This window comes from Variovorax sp. CAN15, assembly GCF_030462475.1.
Classification (GTDB): domain Bacteria; phylum Pseudomonadota; class Gammaproteobacteria; order Burkholderiales; family Burkholderiaceae_C; genus Variovorax.
Genome location: NZ_JASMRZ010000118.1, coordinates 1 through 12,157 on the forward strand (window position 1 = coordinate 1; position 12,157 = coordinate 12,157).

The 12,157-nt window shown below is 66.3% G+C and carries 11 protein-coding genes and 1 pseudogene; 8 read left to right on the forward strand and 4 right to left on the reverse strand.

Annotated elements, in window-relative coordinates; translation table 11 throughout:
* Both QMO14_RS31445 and QMO14_RS31450 read right to left on the reverse strand, forming a co-directional pair.
* Positions 1–224: pseudogene (locus QMO14_RS31445) on the reverse strand (hypothetical protein); the annotation flags it as partial.
* 164 nt (positions 225–388) lie between these two features.
* Positions 389–598: a hypothetical protein gene (locus QMO14_RS31450; protein WP_301511990.1), complete on the reverse strand. Its 210-nt coding sequence runs from the start codon at positions 596–598 to the stop codon at positions 389–391.
* A 173-nt stretch (positions 599–771) separates the two neighbouring features.
* On the opposite strand from QMO14_RS31450, the gene QMO14_RS31455 reads away from it, so the two are divergent.
* Both QMO14_RS31455 and QMO14_RS31460 read left to right on the forward strand, forming a co-directional pair.
* Positions 772–1,248, forward strand: coding sequence for a hypothetical protein (locus QMO14_RS31455; RefSeq protein WP_301511991.1), 477 nt, complete (start codon positions 772–774; stop codon positions 1,246–1,248).
* 99 nt (positions 1,249–1,347) lie between these two features.
* Entirely contained in the window at positions 1,348–3,186 is a 1,839-nt protein-coding gene (locus tag QMO14_RS31460) for a bifunctional UDP-sugar hydrolase/5'-nucleotidase (RefSeq protein WP_301511992.1), read from the forward strand.
* 63 nt (positions 3,187–3,249) lie between these two features.
* Here QMO14_RS31460 and QMO14_RS31465 read toward each other — a convergent pair whose 3' ends face one another.
* Entirely contained in the window at positions 3,250–3,915 is a 666-nt protein-coding gene (locus tag QMO14_RS31465) for a DUF418 domain-containing protein (RefSeq protein ID WP_301511993.1), read from the reverse strand.
* Positions 3,916–4,181: 266 nt separating this feature from the next.
* Here QMO14_RS31465 and QMO14_RS31470 point away from each other — a divergent pair, with 266 nt between their 5' ends.
* On the forward strand, positions 4,182–4,784 hold the full coding sequence (locus tag QMO14_RS31470; protein WP_301511994.1) for a YSC84-related protein: 603 nt from the start codon (positions 4,182–4,184) through the stop codon (positions 4,782–4,784).
* Between the two features lie 28 nt (positions 4,785–4,812).
* On the opposite strand, the gene QMO14_RS31475 is transcribed toward QMO14_RS31470, so the two are convergent.
* Positions 4,813–5,661 carry a plasmid replication/partition related protein gene (locus QMO14_RS31475; protein WP_301511996.1) on the reverse strand — a complete coding sequence of 283 codons (849 nt, stop codon included), beginning with the start codon at positions 5,659–5,661 and terminating at the stop codon, positions 4,813–4,815.
* Between the two features lie 429 nt (positions 5,662–6,090).
* Between QMO14_RS31475 and QMO14_RS31480 the strand changes: the two genes are divergently transcribed.
* From QMO14_RS31480 to QMO14_RS31500, 5 genes are all read left to right on the forward strand, one after another.
* Positions 6,091–6,624 (forward strand): sigma-70 family RNA polymerase sigma factor, encoded by a 534-nt coding sequence (locus QMO14_RS31480; protein ID WP_301512001.1) that lies wholly within the window; start codon positions 6,091–6,093, stop codon positions 6,622–6,624.
* A gap of 120 nt (positions 6,625–6,744) precedes the next feature.
* Complete coding sequence (locus QMO14_RS31485) at positions 6,745–6,993, forward strand: DUF4880 domain-containing protein (RefSeq protein WP_301511997.1); 249 nt, start codon at positions 6,745–6,747, stop codon at positions 6,991–6,993.
* Positions 6,994–7,212: 219 nt separating this feature from the next.
* On the forward strand, positions 7,213–7,470 hold the full coding sequence (locus tag QMO14_RS31490; protein WP_301511998.1) for an MbtH family NRPS accessory protein: 258 nt from the start codon (positions 7,213–7,215) through the stop codon (positions 7,468–7,470).
* Positions 7,470–8,201, forward strand: a complete 732-nt coding sequence (locus QMO14_RS31495; RefSeq protein ID WP_301511999.1) for a thioesterase II family protein — start codon at positions 7,470–7,472, stop codon at positions 8,199–8,201. The genes QMO14_RS31490 and QMO14_RS31495 overlap by 1 nt, the downstream gene beginning before the upstream one ends.
* 9 nt (positions 8,202–8,210) lie before the next feature.
* Positions 8,211–12,157, forward strand: a 3,947-nt coding sequence (locus QMO14_RS31500; RefSeq protein WP_301512000.1) for an AMP-binding protein, incomplete at its 3' end; no start/stop codon positions are given.

Here is a 12,157-nt window from a genome sequence, read left to right on the forward strand (position 1 = left end):
GCGCAGCGTGGCCACGCCCGTGGCCTGCAGCGCCTGTTCAATCCACTGCGCAGGCAGGCTGCCTCGCACGACTCCCCACTGCTCGGGCGTGGCCGCAGCGTGGCCACGCCCGTGGCCTGCAGCGCCTGTTCAATCCACTGCGCAGGCAGGCTGCCTCGCACGACTCCCCACTGCTCGGGCGTGGCGTATTGATGGGTCTCGCACAGGTACTCTTGCAGCAGCATCGGCCGTCCGCCGGCCTCGTCCGGGCTCGGCTTTGTTCATACAGCCTGCACTGTACAAACAGCGAAGGCCCCGAAGGGCCTTTGCTTAACTGAGCGGCATTGCCTCTCGAGGCCGTTTTTTTATTGTTGGGCGGCAGAGCCGCCGCCGGCACATTGCTTGTTCTTCAATCGGGCTGGATCACGCCCTCGTTGAGGTAGCGCTGGTATTCGGCAATGGGTATCGCCGTCGTCTGCATGCTGCCGCCGTCGCCCCAACTCAGCACGGCGCTGTCGGGCGCCAGCTGGATCTCGATGGGGCCCTGGGGAATGAGGATCAGGGGGCCGTCGCCGGCCCGGTATTCGACATTTCCTGTGACTTTCGCATTGGCTGCCATGTTCGTTCCTCGGGGTGTTGGGGAATGCGGGGGACGGAACTCAAGCGTATAGGAATCCGGTGCTTCGCGGGTGCGTCGGCACGCGCTTATCCGTGTAGGTCGAATGGCTGTCCGCCTGCGACGGGCGGTCGTCATACCGGCGTCATGCGCTGCGTGGCACGCTCGCGCCTCGAATGACGAAGCGCATCAGGATTCTTGCGGTGGTTTCGATGGCCTGCCTTGCCTTCTTGGTGGGCGTTGCGTGGCGCGTGGCTGGTGATGGCGAGGCGCAGGCCCGCACGGCCAATGCCGAGGCAGCCCCTTCTCTGGAGATCCGCTGGCACGGCGGCGGCATCGTGCTTCAGGGCAGGGTGCGGGACGCGGCCACGCAGCACGCACTTGCGGAAGGCGCCGCTGCGCGCCTGGGCGGCGAGAGCGAACAGGTGACCGACTGGCTCGACATCACGCCCGCCGCTCTGCCGGTGGCAGACCCGGCGGCGCTCGCCCGGCTCATCCTCCTCGGACAGGAAGGCTGGCACCTGCAGCGCCGGCAGACAGAAGGCTGGCTCGCCGTGCAGTCGCTGACCGACGAGCGCAGCGTGCAGGCGAAGGCCCTCCTGCAGGCCGCTTTCGGCCCAGGCGTTGCGATCCATCTCGTCCAGTTGCCCTGAGAAGGCAATCGATCTCCTCGCGACGCAGCGGGGCCTTCATGGCCTCGTCATGTGCGGTGCCCAGCATCCGCTGCATTCCAACCAAGGAGAGAGGTTCCCATGCACTCATCGTTGAAGCACTTCGCCATTGCCGGCGTGGTGGCAGTCGCCCTGACCGCCTGCGGCGGCAGTTCGAACAATTCCATTCCTTTCGTGCCGCCTCCCACGGCCACCAATCCGCCGGCACCAGCACCAGCACCTGCAGTGCCGGGCACCATCGACGTGAAGCTCATCGCTTTCAACGACCTGCACGGCAACCTCGAACCGCCGAAGCTGTCGATCACCGCACCCGCCAAGGCTGGCGGCACGGTGCCGGTGCCTGCCGGCGGCGCCGCCTACATGGCCTCGGCCATCGCCTCGCTGAAGGCCAAGAACCCGAACAATGCTGTCGTGTCGGCGGGCGACATGATCGGCGCCTCGCCGCTGGTCTCGGCGCTCTTCCTCGATGAGTCGACCATCGAAGCCGTCAACGCGATGAAGATCGACTTCAACGCGGTCGGCAACCACGAGTTCGACAAGGGCCAGACCGAACTGCTGCGCATGAAGAATGGCGGCTGCGCGAAGAACACCGCGCTCGAGCCCTGCCGCGTGAACAAGAGCTTCCCGGGTGCCAACTTCGGTTTCCTCTCGGCCAACACGGTGAAGACCGACGGCAACACGCTGTTCCCCGCTACCGGCATGAAGAGCTTCACCCAGGACGGCGCCACGGTGAAGGTGGCGTTCATCGGCATGACGCTGAAGGGCACGCCGAACATCGTCACGCCCGCGGGCGTGGCCGGCCTGAGCTTCAAGGACGAAGCCGACACGGCCAACGCGCTGATTCCCCAGCTGAAGTCGCAAGGCGCCGACGCCATCGTCGTCGTCATCCACGAAGGCGGCACCACCACCGTGGGCTACAACGACAAGAGCTGCACTGGCCTGAGCGGTGACATTCTGCCGATCCTCAACAAGCTCGATGCGTCGGTCGACGTGGTGATCTCGGGCCACACGCACCGTTCGTACATCTGCGACTACGCCAAGACAAACCCGGCCAAGCCCTTCCTGCTGACCAGTGCCGGCCAGTACGGCACGCTGCTGACCGACATCAACCTCACCATCGACACGAAGACGCGCAAGGTGACGGCCAAGACCGCCGACAACGTGATCGTGCAGGGCGAGGCCTACACCAGCGGCTCGACCACCGTCGCGCTGACCGACCAGTACCCCGTCTTCGGCAAGAACCAGGAAGTGGCCGCGCTCATCAGCCAGTACCTCGCCATCGCCGGGCCGCTGGTGCAGCGCGTTGTGGGATCGCTCACCGCCACTGCCACGCGCACGCAGACCACGTCGAAGGAAAGCGTTCTGGGCAACCTGATCGCCGATGCGCAGCTCACCGCCACCAGCCCCGCTGGCAAGGGGGCCGCGCAGATTGCCTTCATGAATCCGGGCGGTGTGCGGGCCGATCTTGCACCTGCCGGCGACGGCAGTGTGACCTACGGCCAGATCTTCGCTGTGCAACCCTTTGGCAACAGCCTCGTGGTGAAGACCATGACCGGCGCACAGGTCAGGGCGCTGCTCGAGCAGCAGTTCAACAGCGGCACCGGTACGGGGGCAAACACCGTGGACAAGCCCAAGGTGCTTCTGCCCTCTAGCGGCTTTAGCTATACCTACAACCTGTCGCAGCCGGCCGGATCGCGCATCACCAACATGTCGCTCAACGGCACGGCGATGACCGATGGCACCAGCTACCGCGTGACCATGAACAGCTTCCTGGCCACCGGCGGCGACAACTTCACCGTCTTCAACCAAGGCACCGACACGCTGGGCGGCGACCAGGACGTGGATGCCCTGGAGGCCTACATCAAGGCGAACAGCCCGCTGACTCCGCCGGCGACGGACCGCATCACGGCTCTGCCTTGACAGGCGGACGGTGAGTGCAAGGGCAGGTCGCGCTCAGCTGGCCTGCCCGCTCAGATGCCCCTCTCACGCCGGCTGCTGCAAGTCGTGCGACGTTGACTCGACTGGGCGCATGCGACCGCGCGCCAACAACCGGCAACTGAGCACAGCCTGCAGCACCGGGAACGCTGCGAAGGGCATTGCAACGCCCAGCAGGAGCCCAAAGCGAGGCTCCAGCGCGTAGAACAAGGCCGTTGCAACCAGCACCTGCGCCAGCCAGTTCGCCAGCGTCATCCGTCCCATCGGCGCGAGCTTGCGCAGCCATTGCCGCCAGCGCGGCTGCTGGAAGAGCAGCGCAAAGGCGGACATCGCGAAGAGGAGCAGACCCAGTGCGATCAGTGCGGTCTGCTGGAGCACAGTAGCCGCGACGAAGCTGAAGGCGAGGGCGGCCATCAGCAGTCGAACCCACAGATGCCTGTATGCGATGGATTCCAGCAGCATTCGGCGAGCGAGCAGGCGCACGGCTGCGGGCTTCTTTCCAGGCTGACCCGCACGTATTCCGAAACTCATGGCGACGAGCAACGAGAGCAATGCAATCGATGACGCGACGAGATCAAGCACCGAGGCGCCGAGCAGACCGAGCATCGGCATGACGAACAGCGCGAAGCCGCGCAGCGCGTCCGGTAGTTCAGGTCGGCGGACGCTGCCGGTGCGCGGTAGGCGCTGCAGCCTTTCGGCGAGGTCGAATGTCATGGGAGTACGCGATGTCGGTTCGGATGCCACATCGCGGACGGCCATGCGCAGCCGTCCGCACCAGTGCCGCAATGCTACGAACCAGCATTGCACGAACATTGCGCGGCGGCCGCGGCCCGTTCCGGTTCGCCGATGCCGTGATCTCGCGTAGGCCGATGCCTTCAACTCGATTTGCCCGGTTTGGGCGGTCTTAGCATGGACGAATCTGCCTTCGAGGCAGAGATCTCATTGCCGATCCATGTTCTTTTCAAAGGAAGGACTCCGTCATGAAAACCGTCATGAAAAAAGAAGCCATCAACTTCCGGACGCTGGCGCTTTCGTCTCTCTTCGCGGCATGCAGCCTGGCCTTCGTCGGGTGCACCACCACGCGGCCGCAGGACCAGGCCAGCAGCGCGTCTTCGCGCGCTTCCATCGATGCGCAGACGGATGCTGCCCTGTCCAAGCTGTACGACTCCGTGAAGGGCTCGCGCGAGCTTGTCGCCAAGTCCAGCGGCGTGCTGGTGTTTCCTGCCGTGGTGGGGGCCAGCATGGGCGTGGGGGCTGAATACGGCCGGGGTGCGCTGCGCGTGAACGGGCGCACGCAGTCCTACTACAGCACCACCGCCGGGTCCGTGGGATTCCAGGCAGGCGCGCAGTCGAAGGCTGTGATCTATCTGTTCAACACCCAGGCCGCGCTCGACAAGTTCCGCAGCAGCAAGGGCTGGACGGCCGGTGCCGACGCCACGGTGGCGCTCGCGACCATCGGCGCCAACGGCAGCATCGACACGAACACGCTGCGCCAGCCCGTGGTGGGCTTCGTGATGACGAACGTGGGGCTGGAGGCGGGCGTCTCGCTGTCGGGCGCGAAGATCAGCGAGATCCAGCCGTAGGAGCTGCCCTTGCCAGCCGGCTGCGGGCTCAGTGACCGAGTTGGGCCTGCAGTTCGGCAACCTGCCTGCGCAGTGATTCGTTCTCGGCCGTGAGTTCGGCCACGCGCTGCTGCAGCGCTTGCACTGTGTCCGGGCTGGCTTCGTCGTCCGAAGATGCCTCGGCGGACTCCGCACGAGGCTTTTTCTTCGACTCGCGCACCCGTTTCGCGGCCTGTTTGAGTTCGTCCTTGCCCGCGTTCGCGGCAGAAACCTGCTCTTCGGCCGGCAGTGTGGCCACAGCCGCCGCGGTGTTGATCGAAATCACGCCCGACTTCACCGCGGCCACCAGTTCCGGCGCGGCCTGCTTCTGGATCTTCTCGATCATCCCGACCTGACTGCTGCTCAGGCGCGCCGCCCTGGCGATGGCTTCGCGGCTGTTGAGCGGCGCAGGCGGCGGCAGGGGGACTGCGGCCGCAGCGTCGTCGGGCGTCGCGTCCGCAGGCGGATCGACATCGAACGGCGGGTCGTCCGACGAGGAGGACGCGGGTTCGGTTGCCTCGACCGAGCGGCTGCGCTGCTGGTCGACGATGTCCTTCTTTCTCAGCGCGAGCACGCCACGCAGATAGTCCGAGATGCTGCGCCGGCCGAGGTGCTGGTCGATCATCCAGAGGTGCACGTCCTCGATGGTCTTGAAGCGCGGGTTCTGCACCGTCTTGAACGGCAGGCCGTGCTTCTGGCAGATGCCGAAGCGGTTGTGGCCGTCCACCAGCACGTCACCCCACAGCACCAGCGCATCGCGGCAACCCTCGGCCAGGATGCTCCGCTCCAGCGCCTCGTGTTCCTCCGGTGTCATGGGGTCGATATAGGCTTTGAGTTCTTCGTTGACGACGATGTTCATGGGGGCGGGGATCGGGGAGAGGGCGGGATTCTAGATGGGCCGGCGCATAGCGCGATGCCACCGACTTCGCTGGCGCTTGCGTCAGCAAGCAACGATGCCGGCCGCGTGCGAAGCGGAAGCGATCTTGTTTGACGGCCCTTCCGTCATCAGCAACGCGTGGCAGACTGCCAAGTGGACTATCATCGCGATCCCCGCCTGAGCGACGCCGGGCTCCGCGTTTCCGCAGAGCTTCCGGAGCAAGCGATTCGCTGTGCCGAATTCTTCCGGGCCTCCATCACATTGTTTTGAAGTTTGATCCAGTGGGGTCAGCAAGATGCCTCGAAGCTTGCATATAAATAGAAATGATTCTTGTTTAGATTTGTGCGTCGAAAGTAGTAAATCAGACTTGCGGCCCCTTCGGCTCGCTCACAGGAGGAAGAGGTGTTCAACATGCCAGTGCATTCGTCCGAGCCTTCGCTCGGGGAGGTCTTCATCGCCAATCACGCGCAGCTTTGGCGCATCGCCCGCAAGATCGTCAACACGCCGGATCTGGCCGACGACGTGGTGCAGGACGCCTATCTGAAGATCGTCGATGGCCCTTGCGTGCGGCATGCCGATCGGCCCGTCGGCTACTGCTGCCAGGTGGTACGCAACATGGCCCTGGACTACTGCCGCCGCCACCGCGTCGAAGCGAGCTATCGCACCTTCGATGTCGACGTGGAATTGCTCGACGTGCAAGCCGCGGCCACGCCTGACCGCATGATGTGCGAGCGTCAGGTCATCAGCGCGATCGACGAGGTTCTTTCCGGCCTTGCGCCGAGAACGCGACTGGTGTTCGAGCTCTATCGGCTGGAAGGCCTGACGCAGCGCGAGATCGCGGCGCGCCTGGGTTGTGCGCTGGGGCTCGTGAACGGCCTGATCGCCGAGGCTGCAACGGCCATCAAGTCGTGCGGCCACCTGCTGCTCGAAAGAGACGCACGCTAGAGGCGCGCACGACAGCATGCGGGAAGGGGCGGTCCGTTTCCCGCGAGAATGCGCGAACGCGTGCATCGGCAGAGGGCGCTCGAGACCCGGCCTGCACGGAAAACGCGAGCGGCTTCAAGAATGACTCAAGAAAAGAACGATCCCATCTGGAACACCGCGTGGGAATGGGTGCAGCGTGAACACGACCGCGAAAATTTCGACGACGCGGCGCGCTCCGAAATGACTGCCTGGCTCCTCGCGCGGCCCTCGCATCGCCGCGCCTATGACAATGCCGCGCAACTGTGGCTGCTCGCGGGCTTCGTCCCGCCTGTCAATGATCTCGGCGATGGCGACGAGCCATCCGGCGCCCCGCCTCGAACCGACAGCTGACTCCCGCTCCTTTGTTAGCCCATGAACGCGCGCCGTGCAGCGCGTTCATGCTGCTGCCTCGTCGACAGCAGCCCGGCGAATGCGATCGTGCCGACAGGTGCATCGTGAAATGAACAGATTCGGCCGCCAAGCGTCCTGTTTGCAAGGGCGCCACGATCCGATCCGGTTCATCACCGGTCACCGGGCGCTCCTTCTGTTCAATCACACGAGGATGCACCGATGTCGACCAGCTGCTTCGACCGCGAAGACGAAAACTTCATCGTTCTGGTCAATCACGAAGACCAGTATTCCATCTGGCCGCACTGGAAGGCCGTTCCTGGCGGATGGTCTGCCATCGATGGCGTGCGCGGAGACAAGAAAACCGTGCTGGCCTACGTCGAGAGCCACTGGATCGACATGCGTCCGCGCTCGCTGCGCGAATGGATGCAGCAACAGGAACAAGAAAATGCACAGGCGGCGGAGCGCGCGGCCGGCTGATGTCCGCGCACGCGCCTCTCTCGCTGCTGTGCCTGCCTTGTGCCGGCGCGAGCGCTGCCATGTACCTGCGCTGGCGTCGCTTCCTTTCGCCGTCGGTTCGCGTCGTGCCCGTGGAGTTGCCTGGGCGCGGCGCACGGATGGGCGAGGCCTTCGTCGAAGACTTCGGCGCGCTGGTCGCGCGCATCTGCGCCGAGCAGGCGGATGCGATGCGCAGCGACTTCGCGATCTTCGGCCACAGCATGGGCGGGTTGCTGGCTCACGGCATGGCCCGCCGGCTCCAGGCGGCGCGGCGGCCGTTGCCGCGCGCGTTGCTGGTGTCGGGATGTGCGGCCCCTTCGCGACGAGACCCCTCGCGCCTTGACGGCGGAGAAGACGACGCCTCGCTGATTGCAGAGTTGCGCAAGCAGGGCGGCACGCCCCAGGAAGTGTTCGCCAGCGACGAGCTCATGCGCATCACGCTCGACACGCTGCGTGCCGATCGCCGCGTCTGCCGCAGCCACGTCGACGACACCGCGGGCGCGCCGCCGCTGCCGCTGCCCGTCCATGTCTTCGCGGGGCGCCAGGACGACCTCGAGGCGTCGGCCATTGCTGCCTGGTCGCAAGAAACCGCAGACGTTTTCACGCTCGACTGGTTTGCCGGCGGGCACTTCTTCCTGCGGCAGCACGAGACCGGATTTCTCGCGGCGCTTGCGAGGCGCCTGTCTGCACAGACACATCTTCACGCGCACTAAAGGCTCGATATGAATCAATTGCTCGCGACGGAATCCGCAAGCCGGCAACCGCGCAACTTCGTGGCGCACCTGCGCGCACTCGCCGAGCGGCGCGCGAACGAGGTCTGGCTCACCGTTGTCGACGAGGTCGATGGCGTCTACAGCGAGCAGCGCTTCACCTACGCCGTCTTCGAGCGCCGCGTGCGTGCGCTCGCGGCGCGCTTGCAGCAGCAGTTCGCCAAGGGCGATCGAGCGCTCGTCATGCTCGACAACGGAGACCACTATGCCGTGAGCATGCTGGCCTGCTTCTATTGCGGCGTGATCGCCGTGCCCGTGTTCCCGCCCGAATCCACGCGGCCCCGGCACCTGGCCCGGCTCACGGGCGTCGCGGCCGATTCTCGGGCGCGCTGCGTGCTGACCTCGACCGCGTTCGGCAATGCGATGGCCGCGGCCGGCAGCCAGTTCGGCGACGTCACGGTCGTCGCCGTGGATGCGGTGGACGCGGCACTCGCCGATGCGTGGCAGCCCTTCGAGCCGGCCGACGAAGACATCGCCTTTCTGCAATACACCTCGGGCTCGACCTCGACGCCCAAGGGTGTCATCGTCACGCACCGCAACCTGATGGCCAACGAGCATGCCATCCAGGTCGGCATGGGTATCGGGCCTGACGACAAGTTCGTCTCGTGGGCGCCGCTGTACCACGACATGGGCCTCATCGGGGGTTTGATGCAACCGCTTTACAGCGGCATCCCGCTGGTGCTGACTTCGCCGCGCTACTTTCTCGAGCGGCCCGTGCGTTGGCTCGAACTGATCTCGCGCCACCGCGCCACGCTCAGCGGCGGCCCAGACTTCTCGTTCCGCCTGTGCCTGGAGCGCGTGAAAGATGCGCAGGTCGCGCGGCTCGACCTGTCCAGCTGGCGCGTGGCCTACACGGGTGCCGAGCCGGTGCGCGCCGACACCGAACTCGACTTCATCGAGCGCTTTGCTGCTGCCGGCTTCGACCCCGCAGCGGTCTACGCCTGCTACGGCCTTGCCGAAGCCACCCTGTTCGTGACGGGCGGCCGGCGCTGCGGTGGCATGGTCGCGCGCTGCTTCAGCGCCGAAGGCCTGGCCAGTGGCCTCGGCACGCCGACCGAAGGCGGCGCCTTGCTGGTCGGCTGCGGTGCGGTGGCCGTTCATCACGACCTCGAGGTCGTCGACCCCGCTACCTTGTCGGTGGTGGCGCCTGGCCGCATCGGCGAAATCTGGGTCCACGGGCCCAGTGTCGGCGCTGGCTACTGGGGCAAGGAGAGCGAATCGCGAGAGACCTTCGTCGAGCGCGCAGGGCGCCGCTGGCTGCGCACGGGCGATCTCGGTTTCTTCTGCGACGGCGAACTCTACGTGACGGGCCGCATCAAGGATCTGATCATCGTTCGCGGCCACAACATCTATCCGCAGGACATCGAGCGTGTCATCGAGGCCGAAGTCGATGCGGTGCGCAAGGGCCGCGTCGCGGTGTTCGCGGTCGGCGGACCCGGCGGCGAAGGCATCGGCGCCGCGGCCGAAGTGTCGCGCAGCATGCAGAAGCTGGTGCCCCCGAACGTGCTGGTCGAGGCGCTCGGTGCCGCGGTCAGCGAAGTGTTCGGCGAACCGCTGTCGGCCGTGCTGCTGCTCAACCCGGGTGGCATGCCCAAGACCACCAGCGGCAAGTTGCAGCGCAGTGCGTGCCGCGCAGGCTGGCTGGACGGCAGTGCCGATGCCTACGCCATCTACGAGCGCGGCGCTTTCGTCAGGGGCGGGCCGGCCGAGATGAAAGCCGAAGGGCCCATGCTCGACAACACCGAACGCGCCGTCGATGCCATCTGGCGCGAAGTGCTCAGGCCCGCCGACGCGAAGCCCTATGCGCGCGATGCCCATTTCTTCACGCGTGGCGGCAGCTCGCTCACAGCGACGCAGGTGGCGGCTCGCATATCGGACCACTGGGGCATCGACTACCCGGTGCGCCTGATGTTCGAACACCCGCGGCTGCACGAGAGCGCGGCTGCCGTCCGGCAGCGGCTGGCGCAAGAAGCGCACGCAAGGCCTGCGCCCATCGCGTTGTTGCCGGCTGAACGTCGGCTGCATGCGTTGCCGCTGTCGCATGCCCAGGAGCGCCAGTGGTTCCTCTGGCAACTCGACCCGGGCAGCGCGGCGTATCACATGAGCGGCGCGCTGAGACTTACCGGCGCACTGCGGGTCGATGTGTTGCAGGCCGCGTTGGACGATCTCGTCTTGCGCCACGAATCGCTGCGCACCGTGTTCCGTGCTGGCTGCGACGGCGTTGCCGCGCAATGGGTCAATCCGACCGGCACGCTGGCGCTGGAAGTGATCGACCTGGGCGCCGTGCCGGACGGCCAGCGCGGCGGGCAACTGGAAAAAGAAGCCCACCGCATCAAGGCCGCGCCCTTCGACCTTTCCCGGGGCGGGCTGCTGCGCGCGGCGCTGATTCGCCTGGCTGACGACACGCATGTGCTCGCCGTGGTGATGCATCACATCGTGTCCGATGGCGCCTCGATGCAGGTGCTGATCGACGAACTCGCCGCTGGCTACGCCGCGCGCCTGCAGGGGCGTGCGGCGGCGTTGCCCGCAGCGCGCCTGCAGTACACCGACTTCGCCGTGTGGCAGCGCGATTGGCTCGCCGCCGGCGAGGCGGAGCGCCAGCTCGGCTGGTGGCGGGCGCAACTCGGCGACGAGCACCCGGTGCTCGAACTGCGTACCGACCATCCGCGCAAGCCGCAAGCCAGCTACCGCGCGGCTCGTCATGCCTTCGAGCTGCCCTCGCACCTGCTCGGCCGGTTGCGCGGCATGGCCCAGGCCGATGGCGGCACGCTGTTCATGGCGCTGCTGGCGGGCCTGCAGGTGCTGCTGCACCGCTACACCGGGCAGGAAGAGATCCGTGTCGGCACTGCCGTTGCGAACCGCAATCGCGTGGAGTTCGAGAAGGTCATCGGCCTCTTCGTCAACACGCTGGTGCTGCGCAGTTCGATCGAAGGCCGCACCCCTGTGTCGCGCGTGCTGGCGCAGGCCAGGGAAACCGTGCTTGGTGGGCAGGCCCACCAGGACCTGCCTTTCGAGCAGCTGGTGCAGTGCCTGCAGCCTGAGCGCAGCATGAGCCACAGCCCGCTGTTCCAGGTGATGTTCAATCACCTGTTCGAAGACCACCGGGCGCTCCAGCGCCTGGACGGCATCGAGGTGAGCGATCATGCGCTGCCCGATCTCCAGACCCAGTTCGACTGGGTGCTCGAAGCCCGCGAGCGGCCCGACGGTCGCCTGATGCTCGACGTGATCTATGCCGAAGAACTGTTCGAGCGCGAGACCATCGCGCGCATGGCGCAGCACTACGAGGCAGTGCTGACCGCACTCTGCGCTGACGCAAGCCGCTCGGTGGGAGACATCGAGCTGCTGGGCGCCGCCGAGAAATCGCAGCTTGCGCAATGGAGCGTGAAAACGCGGCGCGAACCGCAGCCGCAGCCCGTGCACCAGCAGATCGCCCAGCACGCACGGCAGCAGCCCGAAGCCATCGCGCTGCTGTTCGCAGACGAGGCCTTGAGCTACGCCGAACTCGACGGGCGTGCCAACCGACTGGCGCATCGCCTGATCGCCCTGGGCGTCAAGCCCGACATGCGCGTGGGCATCGTGATGGAGCGCTCCATCGAGATGATGGTGGGCATCCTCGGGATCCTGAAGGCCGGCGGCGCCTACCTGCCGCTGGACCCGGAGTATCCAGCCCAGCGCCTGGCCTACATGGTGGAAGACAGCGGCATCGAATTGCTGCTCGTGCACGGCGCCACCCGTAGCCACATCGCCGGGCGCAGCGGCCTCGTGGTGCTCGACGTCGACACCCTCGACCTGTCGAGCGAACCCGACACCGACCCGCAGGTCCCGCTGCACGGCGAGAGCCTGGCCTACGTCATCTACACCTCCGGCTCCACCGGCAAGCCCAAGGGCGCTGCAGTGCG